This window comes from Muricaecibacterium torontonense (assembly GCF_004793925.1).
GTDB classification, from domain to species: domain Bacteria; phylum Actinomycetota; class Coriobacteriia; order Coriobacteriales; family Atopobiaceae; genus Leptogranulimonas; species Leptogranulimonas caecicola.
In genome coordinates this window covers 387,676-403,339 of the sequence record NZ_SRYE01000001.1, presented here as the reverse complement: position 1 = coordinate 403,339, position 15,664 = coordinate 387,676, and the positions used below count along the sequence as shown (strand labels likewise).

The following is a 15,664-nucleotide window of genomic DNA, read 5'->3' as shown; positions in this document are numbered from 1 at the left end:
CCTCGCCTGCCGCCAGCACCATCACCCAACCCGAGCCGGCACTCCTATCGCCGCAGGCCAAGCCGGCCCTACCCAAAGGAGGCTCATGGACGCACAAAACTGGGAGCAAGCTCCCGAGCACGGCGATCTCCAACGCCTGGTAGACGCCCTGTTTGCGACCGAGAAACGCGCCAACCGCCTGGATGCGCTCATACTGGCGCAGGCCCACGGCCTCTCCGATGATCTCATCGAGGTAGTGGGCCTGCTTCCTCCCATGTCCATGACACGGGCGCAATTTTGTGACCAAATCAACTCCACCTTGGCCGCCCATGGCTGGGGCAGGCGCTACGGCATCGTCTCTTAGTCTTGTGAGTCGCCAGAGCCTGCAGACGCCTTCTTCCCGGTGAGGAGGATGTAGAGGCAGCCGATGGTGGCAGCGATCACCGAGCCGCAGAGGATGGCGAACTTGGCGGCCAGGATCTCGACGGGATTGGTGAAGGCCAGGCCGGCGATAAGGATGGACATGGTGAAGCCTAGGCCGCCCATGAGACCTACGCCTATGATCTGGTGCCAGTCAACGCCAGAGGGAAGCTTGGCGAAGCCGATCTTTACCAAAAGCACAGTCACAGCCACGATGCCGATGGGCTTGCCCAAGATGGAGCCGCACATGGTGCCCAGGGTAACCGGGTCTGCAAAGACCGAGGCCACATCGACGCCCACCAGGCGCACTTGGGCGTTCACGAAGGCAAAGATGGGCAGGATGACGAAGTTCACCGGCACCGAGATGGCGCGCTCGGTACGTTCCAGCGGCGGCGTCACCTGGTGCATGATGCGCTCCACGGTAGCCGAGGTGGCCATGAACTCATGCTGGCCCAAGATGTGCATGTTGTCGTCGTAGATGTCGTCCAGCCTGTCTGCCTTCTTCTTGAGCCAAGGGCGCAGGGCGGCCAGCGAGATGTCGGACTTGGCAGGCAAGAAGAGCGCCAGAAGAACGCCGGCCAGAGTGGCGTGGATGCCGCTGTTAAACATGCAGAACCACAAAAGCAGGCCCACGATCATGTAATGGCGTACACGGAACACCTTGAGGTAGTTGAAGACTGCCAGGATGAGCAGGCAGCCGGCAGAGGCGGCCAGCCACGCCAGAGAGGGCGCATGGCCGTAGAAGAGAGCGATTACTATGATGGCCAGGATATCGTCTGCGATGGCCAGAGTGGAGAAGAACACCTTGGTAGCCGGGGCAACGCGGTCGCCCAAAAGCGACATGACGCCCAGGGCAAAGGCGATGTCGGTGGCCATGGGAATGGCCCAACCCGAGGCATTGGAGCCCGAGGAGTTAAAAAGCAGATAGATGGCCGCAGGCACCACCACGCCACCCACCGCGGCCAGCATGGGCAGGGCCGCCTGGCGAGGCTTGCGCAACTCGCCCACGGTGACCTCGTACTTGAGCTCGATGCCCACCAGCAAGAAGAAGATGGCCATGAGGAAGTCGTTGACAAAGGCTTCGATGGAAATGGATCCCACTAGCGGCCCGATGCCCAGCGTGAGCGGCTCCATCAAAAAGTGATGGACTGCCTCGTAGGCGTCGCTGTTGGCCACGATGACCGCCAGCAGTGCGGCGCCCACCATGACCGCCGCGGCAATGGTGCCGTTGGAAGTGATCTTAGTGAGCTTCTTTTGGCGGCGGCGGCGCTCGAGCACCTGGGGCACCGCGATGATGGACTCGCTCTTGGGCGAGCTCTGAGGCGTATCAGACATGGATGCAAAACTCCTCTCAGGCACAGAAGGCCTGGCTAGCTGGAAGAACGCAGGGTGATGGTCCGAAATTCTCAGTTTGTCATCAGGAAGACTCTAGGTGGGGCTCTGAAACCCTGAAGCAGAGAAATCCCACGAGTGAGTTCGTGGTGTCGCCGTGAATTTAAGGCCGGACAGCCGCGCCGCTTGGCATTGGATGCCTGGGGGTAGATACCCTAGAATTCACTGGTTGGCTCAGCTCATCTGCACTATCTGGGCCTGCCTCCTGTTGGCATTGCGCCAGCAGGAGGCATCGCAGCTCTCACGCTGTGATTTGGGTATCAAAGATTCGCTTTCATCCGCGAGGGAAAAGGGATGCACCCTATGAATTCGCAAAAGATCGCCGTTATCACCGACTCCGGCACCAACGTGCCCCCAGCATTTGCCAAAGAGCACGACATCCGCATCGTGCCGCTGCTTATCAACTATACCGACGGCACCTATCGCTCGGAGATAGACATCACCGGCCAGCAGGTCATCGACCGTCTGTCTTCCGAGGTTCCCACCACGTCGCTTCCCAGCCCCTCCTCCATTCGCGAGGTGCTGGAACAGGCTAAGGCGGACGGCTATGAGAAAGCGGTGATCGTCACCATCTCCTCAGGGCTTTCGGCCACCAACCAGACGGCGCACCTAGTCGCCAGCCAGATGGAGGACTTCCCAGTGGAAGTGGTGGACACCCTCTCCATCGGCATCGCCGCCGGTCTCACGGTGATGGATGCCTCCCTGATGATCGAAGCGGGCGTGCCCTTTGAGGAGCTGCCCGGCAGGCTCAATGCGCTAGCCAACCAGACGTTGGTGCTCTTCTCGGTAGACGACCTCACCTACCTGCGCAAAGGCGGCCGCATCTCCGAGGCCACCTATCGGCTGGGCTCCGCGTTGAACATCAAGCCCATCTTTGATTGCGATGACGAGGGCCACTACCGCACCGTCAAGAAGTGCCGCGGCCGCGACAAGGCGCTCAAGAGCACTATCAGCCTCATCGCCGAGCGCGCCAAGGAGTACGAGCAGGTGGTGCTGGCCGCCGCCGTCGCAGTGCATGACGCCGCCAACGATGCCGCCGTACATGCGCTGCAAGAGAAGGTCACCAACGCCGTGGGGCTCATCTCCACCTCTATCTCTCCCGACCTGCTGGTGCACACCGGCCCGTCGCTTTTAGGCATGGCCGTGCAGCCCGCCATCCCCGAGATGGCTGCTGCAGCCGCCGCCCTGGAGGGCTAGTGCAGACGCTTCGGGCAACCCACATATAACGTGCGGGCCCACTTATTACGTGCAGGCGGCTGGATGACGAGGGTTTTCCAGCCGCCCTTTTCATGTAGAGCAAAGCGCGGCTTTCTATCTCTTGATGCCAAGTGCATCCATAAGGGCAACCACCGAATCTTGACCGTCGAGACAGGTGTCGATCAGGTAGCCTGGCTCCGACTCCCACTGAGCAAGACCGCGATAGTAGAACGCTTTCTTTGAGTCCTCGATAAGAAACGGCACATGGCCGTGGCGCAGACACTCCTTGAAAGCTACGAGTCTACCCACGCGGCCATTGCCATCCTGGAACGGGTGGATGCACTCGAACTCCTGGTGAAATCTCACTATGTCAGTAAATGAGACCTCATCTTGGGTCTCGTATTCCTGTATCAGTGAGCCCATCTGGCGAGGGACATCCTTAGGAGCACAAGTGGTGCGCCCTCCCACCACATTGGGGCGCGTCTTGTAGTCTCCCACCGCGAACCAGCCAAGGTGCGAGTCATGAGTGCCCCATTTCAAAATATGGTGCAGCTGCTTCACAAGGTCTTCCGTAAGCGGTTCTTCCGCTTTGTCGATACAAAAATCGATCGCCCTAAAATGGCCTACCGTCTCTAGGACGTCGTCCACAGGTATGCCGCCAGTCGCATCTATCGTACGGGTCTCGAAGATCATTCTGGTCTGATCCTCGGTAAGCCGACTCCCCTCGATGTGGTTCGAGTTGAAAGTCATTCTCACCTGGAGCTCGTGGTAGATACCGCCAGAGATGTGGGCCTCCTTCTCGTCTCGCAAGGCTTGAAGAAGCGCGTTGTCCGAGATGGTCCTGCAGAGGTCATCAGCCCGACATCCTAGATAGGCGGCCATACGATTGATGACGCGACCTGAGACCGACTCTCCTCGGCCAATCTTGGCCATGGTTCTGGAGGATATGCCAAGAAGCTTGGCGAAGGCGGTTCTCGAAAGGCCACGCTCACCAAGCCTTTGGGACAGGCCTGTATAGTCGACCATTGCGAACCTCCATGCTTTACTTTTCGCCCGCATCTAGGCGAAAATACTTTACTTTTAGTAGTAATTTTAGCTTATAAGTAAAGCACTCGGCTGTCCGGACGCGAGGCTAAAGCATCACTTGGCAATAACCGAAATATCTCGCCTATTATTTCGGTTATTGCCTGGTAGGCAAAAAGAACCGCAAGGCCGCAGTGCCTACACAGTAAGCGTGTCAAGCGGTATCACATAGATACCGCTATCAGACAGCTGGCGTGCATAGGCTCCACTTCCCACCACCACCGCCTTGAATACCGGCTCGCACCCGCGTGCAAGAGGATTGTTAAGCACTTTCTTCTCAAGACGCAAAAGATTCTTTACTCCCTGATCTACCTTCGAATCACCAAGCTTTGTCTCGATAGCAGCCCACCGGCCATCTGTGAGCTCAATGATGACATCTACTTCGAGGCCATCGCTGTCGGCATAGTAATGAAGCGGATGAGCCCCGGCTCCTGGCAACAGACTGGCATAGACACACAGATCGTGAACTACCAAGTTCTCAAAGAGCGTCTCCCAACAGCTGCCCATCCATAAGTAGCGCTTCGGGACCCACACCGAGAAGAGCCCGTGAGAATAAACTGCCCAGGACGGCTTCCTGAATCATCCACTGCATGACGCACTCGATTCCAAATGGCAGGCACATCTTGCCATTCATCAATGGCCACCGGCTTCTCCCCCACCAAAGCCAAGGAGGGGTCTGCCTCAAGAATCTCTCGCCGATCATCAACTCGCACCAGGCTCTTGGCGAACGCCGTTGACGTCCATGACTTCCCCGACCAGCGAGTTCCGCATATCTCTACGGCGCCAAAGGCATCCATACGCCGTTGAACAAGCACATCCATAAGACGCGGAGCATATCCCTCTGGCACCAATGGGCCATACGCAACCATGCTGTCCCTCTCTCACTATTGCCGCATGACAATACTAGCATGTACCTGCAATAATCGTGATTTTCGAGGATGTCCAACCGGGTTTTTCGAGAAATCGTCCTACATGCTCAGAAGCCTCTACTCCGGCATGGAGGCAATCCAGTCAGCCATATAAGGGGGCGCAAAGGAAACCTTGCCACGCTCTGCCGCCAAAATGATCTGAGCATCGGTCAGCACGTGACGGCGTCCCCAACACTTGTGTACAAAAAGTACGTTTGTGTACATTTGTGTATTCTAGCAGCTCAGGAGGGATGTTGTCTCCCCCCAGAACATCGCAGCAGCCCTCTCGTCGCCCTCTCCCCTAGCGGTTCTCGATGGCAGAGACATTCTTGATGGCGATGGAGATGGTGCCGTCCAGGTTGCTGGTGAACTCCAGAAAATCGGGATTCTTGCCAAATTCCGCCGGGAAAGTGATGTCGACGCCGGTATCGGTGCGAATGTGGTGCTTGGCCGCCACGCGGCGCGCCACCTTGGGCTCCACCTTAAGCTGCGCGGGCAGGTCGCGGTCGGCGGCCTCCTCCACAAAGCGGTCGTGGGCCTGGGGAGATCCCGAGAAAACCTCCCGTGCCAGCTGCTCCGGTACCAGCACCTCGTCGTCCTCTGCGTTCTCGGACACGTAGGCCTTGGCGGCGGCCACCGCTGCTGCCGAGTTGGCGCCAAACTCGTCAGCCACCTCGCCCACCAGCTCGGTCACCGCCTCCACGCACTCCTTGCTGGAAGCCTCCGAGGTGCACTGCAGCAGCCCCTCAGGCAAAAGCTGGATCGACTGCCCCGCAATAACGCGCGACACGTCGCAAAAGCGCACTTCACCAGTGACAGACACCACCGCAAAGGAGCTCACCTTCTGGCCCGGATTGGGCAGGATGGCGTGATGGCGCGCGATGGAAGCCACCTGATGCCCCAGCGCATCCATCCCCACTTCGCACATGTAGGCATCGCGGCTCTCCAGCACCACAATGGCCAGATAGCGTGGCGCTTGCGCCTCATACATCATCTCGACGTCTTCATCGCTCAAATCATTGAGCGTCTTGTCAACGTCGCCCTCAAAGTCGATGACCAGCACGTCGGTCGAGGGCGTATGCTCCTGCTTCCCTAGCTCGCCCAGGAGGTAGTGGGCTATCTCTGCCGAGAAAGGCGCCAACTCCTGCTGCCCGCGAAAGTAAGCCTCGACGCTCTCTTTGAAGGCGCTCTCCGGCAAGAAGGCGCCGCGACGGGCATCCAGATTGGAGAGCGACCGGCGCGCCTGGGAAGTCACGTAGCGTTTGATCTCGGCCTGAGACAGGTCCATGGGGGCTTCCGAGAAGACCGTGACGCAGGAGCCTGCAGCATAACTGTGGAGGATGGCTTGATTGACGCGCATGAAGTTCCTTTCTGGAAGCGTGGGAAAAGTCGACGGCTTAGAGAGCGCAGGCAGCCCATGAATAGCGAGCAGCATGGGATCCAAGAGGCAGCGCTGGGGCCTCAACGGTCCCAGCGCGCGGCGCAGCGACCCCTTATTAGGCCAAGGGCTCGAAGCCCTCCAAAGACCGCACCACGGTGTCGATGGCTGACTCAAAGGTGGTGCCCGGCCGCACGTTGAAGAGCAGAGTGGCCTTAGTGCCTGCGGACCCAGTGCCCGTGCAGACTATCCGTGTGGCGTTGGCAGGATCAGCCACGGGGCCTAGGGCCTTATCGGCGCGGGCGATGACCTCCTGGCAGGCCTGCTCCAGATCGCAGCCAGGCTTGAAGGTCACGTCCAGGGTGGCCTGGCTGGCCAGCTGCGAGGTGAGTCGGGTGAGCGACGAGGAGTTGAGCTGGGAATTGGGCACCACCACGGTGTTGCCCACTCGGTCGCGAACGGTGGTGTCGCGCCAGTTGACGTCCACCACCTCGCCGGTGATGCCGTTGACGGTGATGTAGTCGCCCGGCTGCACCACCTTGGAGGCCATGAGGGTAAGGCCGCCCACCAGGTTGGATATGGTGGTTTGCAGGCCCAGCGACACGGCGATGGAAGCGGCCCCCAGCGAGGCGATGAAGGCGTTGGGCGAGATGTCGAAGACCGGCTTCAAGATGCAGAGGCCGGCCACCAGCCACACGCTGCCACGGACGATGTTCACGAAGATGGAAGCATCGGGGATGTTGGTCTTAGCCAGGGCGTCACGCAGGATACGAGTGAGCACCCGCTGGACCCCGTAGGCGACAGCGGCGGCGATTGCAAGGATGATGAGCTTGCCGGTAAGGTTTCCCAGATGGTCCACGATAAACTGCGCAGGATTCATGGGCTACTCCACCTTCACGATGGGCGCGAAGCCCTTCATGAGCTTCTTCACCTGCCCGCTCTTGGCAAAGCGCACCTCGATGACGTCGCCCTTGGCTGAGAGCACCTCGCCCACGCCAAAGGTCTTGTGGCTCACGCGGTCGCCAACAGCAAAGGACTCGGCTGCAGCCTTGGGGTCCCGGCGCGGCTTGGCGACAGGAGCGGGGCCAGAAGCCCCGCCGGCCGAGCGCGTGCGGTTGCCAAAGACGGTGCCGCCATACATCTCGGAGCCGCGGCCCGCACCAAAGGTGCCATGGCGGTCGCCGCGCTTCTCCCAGCCCGTGCCCGAGAAACCCGCCGACCCCACGCCGGTAGCCTTGAGGTGCTCGGGCGGGATCTCGTTGATGAAGCGGCTGCGAGGATTCGCCTGCGTCGCGCCGTAGGTGCGCCGGGTAGCGGCATAGGTGAGGAACAGGCGCTGGCGGGCTCGGGTGATGGCCACGTAGGCCAGGCGACGCTCCTCCTCCAGCCGCGCCGGGTCGTTCTCGAAGGTGAGGTTGGGGAAGAGGTTCTCCTCCATGCCGGCCACAAAGACCACGGGAAACTCCAGGCCCTTGGCCGAGTGGATGGTCATCAGCGTCACCGCGGAGTTCTGCCCCGCCAGCGAGTCCAGGTCGCTCCTCAATGCCAGCCATTCCATGAAGGCGGGAAGCTGAGCGCAGGCCACCGGCTCGAAGCGCTCCTCCAGAAAGGCCCCGGCCACACCCGGAGCTTGGGCGCCCGCAGGAATCCCCGGCAGCACTCCTTGGGAAGAGGCCTCTGCTGCCGAGAAAAGCGTGCCCTCGGGGGCTGTGGCAGCCAGGGTGGGCAGGTCCTCCTCGGCAAGGATGCCGGAATCTCGCAGCTCTTCGATGGTCTCTAAGGCCGATACCACATCCTCGTGGCTCTCGTCGAACTCCTGGGCGATGAGCATGAACTCGCGGATGTTCTCGACGCGGCCCTGGGCCTCGGGGGTATGCTCGGCCTCCAGGGCGGAGATGAGGCCGCTCTTGTCCACAATGGCCTCGATGACGCGGGAGAGCTCGCCGGTGTAGTGGCGCGCCTGCTCGATGGTGGAGGTCCAGGAGGCCAACGCGTTGCGCACGCGCGGGGTGAGCAGGCCTTCCTCGGCCACGCAGGCCTGGGCGGCCTCGAAGAAGGAGAGGCGGTGGGCAGCGGCGTAGGCGCCGATCTTGTCCTGGGAGGTGGCGCCGATGCCTCGACGAGGTACGTTGACGATGCGCCTTGCAGCCACGTCGTCTGCGGGGTTCAACACCAGCTTGAGGTAGGAGGTTACGTCGCGGATCTCGGCGCGGTCGAAGAAGCGGGTGCCTCCCACGATCTTGTAGGGCACGCCGGCACGCAGGAACATGTCTTCGATGATGCGGCTCTGGGCGTTGGTGCGGTAGAAGACCGCCATGTCGTCGTAGCTGGTGCCTTTACCATGGAGCTTCTCAATTTGGGCGGCGATCCAGGTGCCCTCGTCGCTCTCGTTGGCCGCTTGATAGACCTGGACCAGCTCGCCATCGCCTAGATTGGTGAAGAGCTTTTTGGGCTTGCGCTTTGAGTTGTGGGCCACCACGGCGTTGGCCGCCGCCAGGATATGGCCGCTTGAGCGATAGTTTTGCTGAAGCTTCACCACGTGGGCGGCCGGATAGTCCTTCTCAAAGTCCAGGATGTTTTGGATGTCGGCACCGCGCCAGGAGTAGATGGACTGGTCGTCGTCGCCCACCACCATGAGGTTTTGATGCTTGGCGGCCAACAGCTTGGTGATGAGGTACTGCACATGGTTGGTGTCTTGATACTCGTCCACCGAGATCTGCAAGAAGCGGTCCTGATAGCCCTCCAGCACATCCGAGAACTTGGTCAAAAGCTCTAAGGCGTTTACCAGCAGGTCGTCGAAGTCCATGGCGTTGGCGGCCAGCAGGCGGCGCTGGAGCTCCTCGTAGACCAAGGCAGCCTTGGCCACCGCGGGGTCGTCGGCGTCTTGGCGCATGTCGTCCGGCGTCACCATGGCGTTTTTGGCTGCCGAGATCTTGGAGCGGATCATGTTGAGCGGAAAGCGCTTGGGATCGATGTTCAAGTCGCCCATGATGGCCTTCACCAGGCGTTTTGAATCGTCATCGTCGTAAATGGTGAAATTGGGGCCATAGCCCAGGCGCTCACCGTCTTGCCGCAGGATGCGCACGCACATGGCATGGAAGGTGCACACCCACATGCCGCGGGTGCCCCCAGGCAACAGGGCGCCTAGGCGCTCGCGCATCTCGGCCGCAGCCTTGTTGGTGAAGGTGATGGCCAGAATCTGCCAAGGGCGGTAGCCCAAGTCGCCAATCATGTGCGCGATGCGGTAGGTGAGCACCCGAGTCTTGCCCGAACCCGCCCCCGCCAGCACCAGCAGCGGCCCTTCGCAATCCAGCACGGCCTCGCGCTGGGCGTCATTGAGCGAGTCGATATCAACCACGCTGTCTGCCATGAAGGGGTCCTCCTTGCGATGCTGCGGGCAAAACGGCCTTCTAGTCTAGCGCAGGTCTGGCCGCTCCTCGAAAAGCTCTGTGAGTAACCGAGCGCTCTCTGCCGCATCCTTGGCATAGGCGTCTGCCCCTACCATCTGGGCATACTCCGGGTTCAAGACCGCTCCGCCCACAAAGACATAGGTATTTGGGGCTTTTTCGCGCAGCAGGTCGATGGTCTCGCCCATGGCTTTGACCGTGGTGGTCATCAATGCCGACAAACCCACCACATGGGCCCCGGTGTCTTCCACCGCGTGAAGCACCGCCTCAGGGGCCACGTCGCGACCCAGGTCGATGACGGTGAATCCGTAATTTTCCAGAAGCATCTTGACGATGTTCTTGCCAATGTCATGGATGTCCCCCTTGACCGTGGCCAGGATGACGCGGCCCTTGGAGGCAGCAACCTCGCCCTTGGGCATAGCCGCCTTGATGACGTCGAAGCCGGCGCCCGCCGCCTCTGCCGAGGCCATGAGCTGCGGCAAGAACATGGCGCCAGACTCAAAGCGGGCGCCTACCTCGTCCAATGCGGCAATGAGCACGGAGTCGATGACCTCCAGCGGATCTTGGGTCTCCAAAAGCCGCGAGGCCAGCGCGGGGATAGGGCCCTTGCGGCCTTTCAAGATGAGGTCGTAGGCCTGCTGGGCCGGCGTGGCAGCCGCGGCGCCCTCTGGGACCTCCCCGGCAGCTGCGGCATCTGTTGCAGGGGTTTCTCGGTAGCTGGGGGCGGCGTCGGTGCGGCCTGCATAGCGGTCTACATAAGAGGCGGCGCCTGCGTCTTGGCCATCTAATAGGTAGTGGACGGCCAGGACGTCTGCCAAGCGGGGGTCCAGCGGGTTCACGATGGGCAGGGTGAGGCCGGCGCCTAGGGCCTCGGCCAGGAAGGTGGCGTTTACCAGCGGGCGCAGCGGCAGGCCGAAGGAGATGTTGGAGACGCCCAGCATGGTTTGGACCGGCAGCTCCTGGCGCACCTGCTTGAGGGCTTTAAGGATCTGGGCGGGCGCCTCCTGGTTGGTGGATGCGGCCATGGCCAAGCAGTCGATGGCGATGTCATGAGGCGCTATGCCTGCCGCTTGCGCGTGTTCCACCAGGCGGTGGGCGATGGTGACGCGCTCGCTGGCGGTTTGAGGTATTCCGGACTCGTCCAGCGTGAGGCCTACCAGCGCTGCGCCGTATTTGTGAGCAATGGGCAGGATGGCTGCCAGGCTCTCGACCGATCCGTTCACAGAATTGATGAGCGGCTTTCCAGCGTAGTGGCGGCAAGCCTCGATAAGGGCGGCAGGGTCGGTGGAATCCAGCTGCAGCGGCAGATCGCAGACCGCCTGGATCTGGGTGACGGCAGTGGCCAAACAGGCAGGCTCGTCGATCTCCGGCAGGCCCACGTTGACGTCCAAAACAGCGGCTCCGGCGTCCTTTTGGTCCAGCGCCTCGCTCACCAGATAGTCGAAATCCCCTGTGCGCAGGGCCTTCTTGAGGCGCTTTTTGCCCGTGGGGTTGATGCGCTCGCCCACGGGCGCCACCGCATGTCCGGCCGCCGGCAGATGCACTACCCGCTGGCTGCTCGCCACGGTAAAGGCAGGCTCTACCCGGCGCTGGGGCAGCTGGGAGCGGTCCAGCAGGGTGCGTAGGGCGGCGATATGGGCGTCCGTGGTGCCGCAGCAACCGCCCACCAGGGTGACGCCGGCGGCAATAAGATCCTGCGCTGCAGCCACGTAAGGCTCTGGACCCAGATCGTAGACCGTGGCGTCGCCCTCCATGCGCGGCAGGCCGGCGTTGGCCTGGCACACCAGAGATACCTCTACCAGGGGAGCCATGGCGCCGATGAGGGGCACCAGCTTGTCGGGGCCCAGCGAGCAGTTGACGCCCACGGCCGAGGCCCCCGCCGCCGCCAACGTCACCGCACAGGCCTCAGGCGAGGCGCCCAGGAAGGTGAGACCGTCCTCCCCAAAGGTCATGGTGCACACAATGGGGATGTCTACCTGCTCCTTTATGGCGATGAGAGCGGTTTTAGCCTCCAGCAGGTCACCCATGGTCTCGATGATCACCAGGTCGGCATCGGTGGCAGCAATGGCTTCGCCCTGCTCGCGATAGAGCGCCTCGCACTCATCCACGCTCATGGGTCCCAGCGGTTCCAGGAGGGCGCCCGTGGGCCCCACATCTGCCGCCACATAGCGGGCCCCCGCCTCTCGCGCCAGCTGCACTGCCCGCCCATAGACCTCCGCTACGGTAGCCTTGCCCGCCAGTTTGCGGGCGTTGGCCCCAAAGGTGCAGGTAGTGATCACGTCTGCACCGGCTTCCACATAGGCCTCATGGACGCCTGCCACCAGCTCAGGATCCTCGAAGAGCAGCAACTCCGGAATAGCTCCCGGTTGCATGCCCCGCGCCTGCAGCATGGACCCCATGGCCCCGTCCAGCAGCAAGAATGACTGGCCTGCCAGCGCCCGACCCAGCAAATCCTGGGAACCAGAAGCGGCGTCCGGCCCTTGGCGGACGGGTTTCTCGGCAGCGGAGGGGGCCTGCGGCACATGCATCATAAGTTGTCCGTTTCTTTGAGGCCCATGAGGGCAGTGACGGATTTTTGCGGCACCATCCAGAGCTGGGGCGTGAGGGTGATGCCCAGAGTGTTCTGCGCGTCCAGGGCATCTAGAAGGGCCGGCTGGACCGAGAGTGGCAAGTCGCCGTAGCCGGGGCTGTAGCGTTTGGTGGCCGAGAAGCCCTGCCCTCGCGACCAGGCGTCGATTTGGGCATTGGCGGCATCGGCGGCGCGTTCCACGATCTCGACGGCGCAGGCGTTGTAGATAAGGCTTTGAGTGGGATGCTTCTCGTGGGTGCGCTGCCAGGCGAGATCGGGGCCGGGACCGCAGGTGACCGCCATGAGGACGATGGCAGAAGCCCCCTGAAGCAGCACCTCCATAGAGAGGCCGTCGAGCACCAGCGAGGTGCCTTCCACCAGAAAGCGAGTGCCCGTAGTGCTGCCGCTGCAGGCGATGCCGTCTTCTTGGCGCAGCGGGAAGACGCGCCAGACCCAGCGGGGACGAATGGCGGCGGCTGCCCGAGCGCAGGTGGCCTCGAGGGTGGCCTTAAGCTCGGGGTCTATGGCTTGGGACTTGTGGCCCAGATAGCGCAATACCTCCGAGAGGCGGGGTTCTTGGGCGCCCGCGCCCTGGCGAAGCGGCGTCAAGGGTGAAGCGGTGGCCATTAGAGCACCTCGCGGATGGCAGCCACGGCCGCAGCGGCTACCTGCGGGCGGTTCATGGTATAGATGTGCAGTCCGTCTACCCCATGGGTCGCCAGGTCTTGAAGCTGGGCGCAGGCATACTCGATGCCTGCGGCGCGAAGGGACTCCGGATCGTCCTCGTAGCGGGCCAAAAGCTTGACCACCGCTGACGGCAGGCTGGCGCCGCACATGAAGATCATGCGGCTTACCTGGGACTTTGAGAGAAACGGCATGACGCCGAAGGTGATGGGCACGGTGATGCCCGCCTTATGGCAGCGCTCGCGAAAGCGGTAGGCCAGCTGGTTGTCGAAGAAGAGCTGCGTCACCAAGAACGAAGCTCCTGCGTCCTGCTTACCGCGCAGGTAGGCCACGTCGATATCTGGGTCCAAGCAGGAGATGTGGCCCTCGGGGTAGGCAGCGGCCCCTACGCAAAAACCGCCCTCTACCAGCTGGGGGATCATGTCGCTGGCATATTCGAAGTCGCCGGGAGCGGCCTCAGGATTGGGGTCGCCGCGCAGCGCCAGAACATTTTTGATGCCCGCCTCTTTGAGGCGGGCGCTTTTCTTGGCAAGGCTTTGGCGAGTGAGCCCCTGGCAGGTAAGGTGGGCCACTGTGGACACGTCATAGTCGCGCTGGATGAGCCGAGCCACCTCCAGGGTGCGCGAGGAGTTGCCAGAGCCTCCGGCCGAGTAGGTCACAGAGATAAACGCCGGGTCCAGCGGCGCCAGCTGCGAGGCTACCTGTTGGGCTTCTTCCTGGGACAAGTCACCTTTAGGAGGAAAAATCTCAAAGGAGACGGGCAGCTTCTGGGTGGCGAAGATCTGGGAGACGGTTTTTGTGGCCATGGGTCCTCCAGGGCGTCCGGCGTTTTGAACCCATGCTAGCCCCAAGGCGCCTTGAGGTCCCTTTAGCGCACCAGAACGAAATAAAGAATTACTAGAATGCCCAGGGCGATGCGGTACCAGCCAAAGACCTTGAAGTCGTGGCGGCGCACGAAGTCCATGAGGAAGCGGATGGCCGCAACGGAGACCAGGAAGGCCACGATGCAGCCCACGGCGAGGATGGAGCCCTCGACAGCGGTAAGGGCGTTGCCTGCGATAAAGAACTTCACCAAACGCAGGGCCGAGGCGCCAAACATCACGGGAATGGCCAGGTAGAAGGTGAACTCGGCGGCTACGGTGCGGGTGCAGCCCAAAAGCAGGCCGCCAATGATGGTAGAGCCGGAGCGCGAGGTGCCCGGCACCAGCGACAGGATCTGGAAGCAGCCGATGCCCACGGCGCGGCCCAAGGTGAGCTGGGAGATGTCTTGGACGGGCTGGTCGACGTCTGCCAGCTCGGCTTTGGTGGTGCGGGGCAGGACAGCCTCCTCCACCTGCTTGAAGTGTTTGGGCTGAGGGGCGGCGGCAAGCTCTGCCTCACGGGCCATGGCACGGCTCTCGCGCACCTGCTCGATGACGATGAAGATGACGCCGTAGACAATGAGGGCGGCCGCGATGACGAAGGGGCTGGAGAGGTGCTCCTCCATCCAGTCGTCCAGAGGGATGCCCACCGCGGCGGCCGGGATGCAGGCCAGCACGATCTTGCCCCAGAGCGACCAGGTGCCGCGGCGCTCCTCAGGGGTCTTGGAGGGGGCGAAGGGGTTGAGCGAGCGGAAGAACAGCACGCACACCGCCAAGATGGCGCCCAGCTGGATCACCACCAGAAACATGTTCCAGAAATCTTCTGACACATCCAGCGACACGAATTGGTCCAGCAGCAGCATGTGACCGGTAGACGAGATGGGCAGCCACTCCGTAATGCCTTCTACCAGGCCAAACAGCGCAGCCTTGAGCAACTCCACAATCTCCACCAGGTCCTCCTTGATCTAAGATAGCCCGCGCGCAAAGCAGATATCGCTTGCAGGGTTGATGCCCTGGCCCTGCGAGCCCGAGCAATTTGCCAGGTTCATACCCCGCGCACGCGGCCGTGCGTGCAGACCATGATGGCGCACTCAGAACATGCCTACTGCTATTCCACCGTTTCTCTTGATGAGATGGCGGCTCTTCTCGGCTGCGCCTACGCCCGGCGCCACTACTATAGGGTCAGGGAAATGAGCTAGTTGTGAGCCTCTACCAACCAAAGGAGACCCATGGAGAACTTTAAGGATCTGGAGTACCAAAAAGTGTTCGTGTGCCTGGACGGTACCGAGCAGCAACGCCACGTGCTCAAGCGCGCTGCCATCGTCGCCGCCAACAACCATGCCGAGCTGGTCATTGGCCACGTGGTGGACGTCACCCCCTTCGAAAGCTTCGAGCCCGCCAAGGCCGAACAGGCTCTCGAGGCCAAGGAATCGGAGTTTCGTGCCTCCATCTCCGATGCCTTGAAGCGCATTCGCGAGAGCGACCAGATCCCCTCGGTGGAGGTGGTCATCGAGCGCGGCCGCATCCGCGAGACCCTCAAGGACAAGATGCTCGACGCCATCGAGCCCGACATGGTGGTCTGCGGCGCAAGAGGCCTCTCTTCCATCAAGTACGCCCTTTTGGGCTCCATCTCCACCTTCCTGCTGCGCAATTGCGACTGCGACATCCTGGTGGTCAAGTAAGGCCGCGAGCGCTCCCCTGCAGATGACCTTTCATTGGTATACAAGTGACTCTCAGCCCGGCTTCCGATTCCTGTAAACGGAGGCCGGGCTTTTTGGCAACGTGGG

Annotated in this window: 14 protein-coding genes; 3 read left to right on the top strand and 11 right to left on the bottom strand. The window is 61.8% G+C overall.

What is annotated here, in order from left to right; genetic code table 11:
• The first annotated feature begins 85 nt into the window (after positions 1 to 85).
• Positions 86 to 343: a hypothetical protein gene (locus tag E5334_RS01670; protein WP_136011862.1), complete on the top strand. Its 258-nt coding sequence runs from the start codon at positions 86 to 88 to the stop codon at positions 341 to 343.
• On the opposite strand, the gene nhaA is transcribed toward E5334_RS01670, so the two are convergent.
• Complete coding sequence (nhaA, locus tag E5334_RS01665; protein WP_136011861.1) at positions 340 to 1,734, bottom strand: Na+/H+ antiporter NhaA; 1,395 nt, start codon at positions 1,732 to 1,734, stop codon at positions 340 to 342. The two genes, E5334_RS01670 and nhaA, sit on opposite strands and share 4 nt — an antisense overlap.
• Before the next feature lie 360 nt (positions 1,735 to 2,094).
• On the opposite strand from nhaA, the gene E5334_RS01660 reads away from it, so the two are divergent.
• Positions 2,095 to 2,988: a DegV family protein gene (locus E5334_RS01660; RefSeq protein WP_136011860.1), complete on the top strand. Its 894-nt coding sequence runs from the start codon at positions 2,095 to 2,097 to the stop codon at positions 2,986 to 2,988.
• A 114-nt stretch (positions 2,989 to 3,102) separates the two neighbouring features.
• Here E5334_RS01660 and E5334_RS01655 read toward each other — a convergent pair whose 3' ends face one another.
• The 10 genes from E5334_RS01655 to E5334_RS01615 all read right to left on the bottom strand — a co-directional run bounded on the left by E5334_RS01655 (position 3,103) and on the right by E5334_RS01615 (position 14,827).
• Positions 3,103 to 4,014, bottom strand: coding sequence for a Fic family protein (locus tag E5334_RS01655; protein ID WP_136011859.1), 912 nt, complete (start codon positions 4,012 to 4,014; stop codon positions 3,103 to 3,105).
• A 195-nt stretch (positions 4,015 to 4,209) separates the two neighbouring features.
• On the bottom strand, positions 4,210 to 4,578 hold the full coding sequence (locus tag E5334_RS08725) for a DUF4143 domain-containing protein (RefSeq protein WP_275438877.1): 369 nt from the start codon (positions 4,576 to 4,578) through the stop codon (positions 4,210 to 4,212).
• Complete coding sequence (locus E5334_RS08720) at positions 4,539 to 4,868, bottom strand: AAA family ATPase (RefSeq protein ID WP_275438893.1); 330 nt, start codon at positions 4,866 to 4,868, stop codon at positions 4,539 to 4,541. The genes E5334_RS08725 and E5334_RS08720 overlap by 40 nt, the downstream gene beginning before the upstream one ends.
• Before the next feature lie 412 nt (positions 4,869 to 5,280).
• Complete coding sequence (locus tag E5334_RS01645; RefSeq protein WP_136011858.1) at positions 5,281 to 6,339, bottom strand: nucleoid-associated protein; 1,059 nt, start codon at positions 6,337 to 6,339, stop codon at positions 5,281 to 5,283.
• A gap of 136 nt (positions 6,340 to 6,475) precedes the next feature.
• Entirely contained in the window at positions 6,476 to 7,237 is a 762-nt protein-coding gene (locus E5334_RS01640) for a mechanosensitive ion channel family protein (RefSeq protein WP_136011857.1), read from the bottom strand.
• 3 nt (positions 7,238 to 7,240) lie between these two features.
• Positions 7,241 to 9,727, bottom strand: coding sequence for an ATP-dependent helicase (locus E5334_RS01635; RefSeq protein WP_136011856.1), 2,487 nt, complete (start codon positions 9,725 to 9,727; stop codon positions 7,241 to 7,243).
• 45 nt (positions 9,728 to 9,772) lie between these two features.
• Positions 9,773 to 12,295, bottom strand: coding sequence for a homocysteine S-methyltransferase family protein (locus tag E5334_RS01630; RefSeq protein WP_275438876.1), 2,523 nt, complete (start codon positions 12,293 to 12,295; stop codon positions 9,773 to 9,775).
• Entirely contained in the window at positions 12,292 to 12,960 is a 669-nt protein-coding gene (locus E5334_RS01625; protein ID WP_136011855.1) for a vitamin B12 dependent-methionine synthase activation domain-containing protein, read from the bottom strand. Before E5334_RS01625 ends, E5334_RS01630 begins: the two co-directional genes overlap by 4 nt.
• A complete protein-coding gene (locus tag E5334_RS01620) occupies positions 12,960 to 13,823 on the bottom strand; it encodes a methylenetetrahydrofolate reductase (RefSeq protein ID WP_136011854.1) in 864 nt (287 codons plus the stop codon). Before E5334_RS01620 ends, E5334_RS01625 begins: the two co-directional genes overlap by 1 nt.
• Positions 13,824 to 13,885: 62 nt before the next feature.
• The gene (locus E5334_RS01615) at positions 13,886 to 14,827 is read right to left on the bottom strand and encodes an undecaprenyl-diphosphate phosphatase (protein WP_136011853.1); all 942 of its coding nucleotides are present in this window, start codon (positions 14,825 to 14,827) and stop codon (positions 13,886 to 13,888) included.
• 279 nt (positions 14,828 to 15,106) lie between these two features.
• On the opposite strand from E5334_RS01615, the gene E5334_RS01610 reads away from it, so the two are divergent.
• Complete coding sequence (locus tag E5334_RS01610; RefSeq protein ID WP_136011852.1) at positions 15,107 to 15,559, top strand: universal stress protein; 453 nt, start codon at positions 15,107 to 15,109, stop codon at positions 15,557 to 15,559.
• The last annotated feature ends 105 nt before the right edge of the window (positions 15,560 to 15,664 follow it).

Coding starts and splice junctions, on each gene's coding strand:
- E5334_RS01625 (WP_136011855.1), bottom strand. CDS start 12,960: ATGGCCACCGCTTCACCCTTGACGCCGCTTCGCCAGGGCGCGGGCGCC.
- nhaA (WP_136011861.1), bottom strand. CDS start 1,734: ATGTCTGATACGCCTCAGAGCTCGCCCAAGAGCGAGTCCATCATCGCG.
- E5334_RS08720 (WP_275438893.1), bottom strand. CDS start 4,868: ATGGATGCCTTTGGCGCCGTAGAGATATGCGGAACTCGCTGGTCGGGG.
- E5334_RS01655 (WP_136011859.1), bottom strand. CDS start 4,014: ATGGTCGACTATACAGGCCTGTCCCAAAGGCTTGGTGAGCGTGGCCTT.
- E5334_RS01610 (WP_136011852.1), top strand. CDS start 15,107: ATGGAGAACTTTAAGGATCTGGAGTACCAAAAAGTGTTCGTGTGCCTG.
- E5334_RS01640 (WP_136011857.1), bottom strand. CDS start 7,237: ATGAATCCTGCGCAGTTTATCGTGGACCATCTGGGAAACCTTACCGGC.
- E5334_RS01645 (WP_136011858.1), bottom strand. CDS start 6,339: ATGCGCGTCAATCAAGCCATCCTCCACAGTTATGCTGCAGGCTCCTGC.
- E5334_RS01620 (WP_136011854.1), bottom strand. CDS start 13,823: ATGGCCACAAAAACCGTCTCCCAGATCTTCGCCACCCAGAAGCTGCCC.
- E5334_RS01660 (WP_136011860.1), top strand. CDS start 2,095: ATGAATTCGCAAAAGATCGCCGTTATCACCGACTCCGGCACCAACGTG.
- E5334_RS01630 (WP_275438876.1), bottom strand. CDS start 12,295: ATGATGCATGTGCCGCAGGCCCCCTCCGCTGCCGAGAAACCCGTCCGC.
- E5334_RS01635 (WP_136011856.1), bottom strand. CDS start 9,727: ATGGCAGACAGCGTGGTTGATATCGACTCGCTCAATGACGCCCAGCGC.
- E5334_RS01670 (WP_136011862.1), top strand. CDS start 86: ATGGACGCACAAAACTGGGAGCAAGCTCCCGAGCACGGCGATCTCCAA.
- E5334_RS08725 (WP_275438877.1), bottom strand. CDS start 4,578: ATGGGCAGCTGTTGGGAGACGCTCTTTGAGAACTTGGTAGTTCACGAT.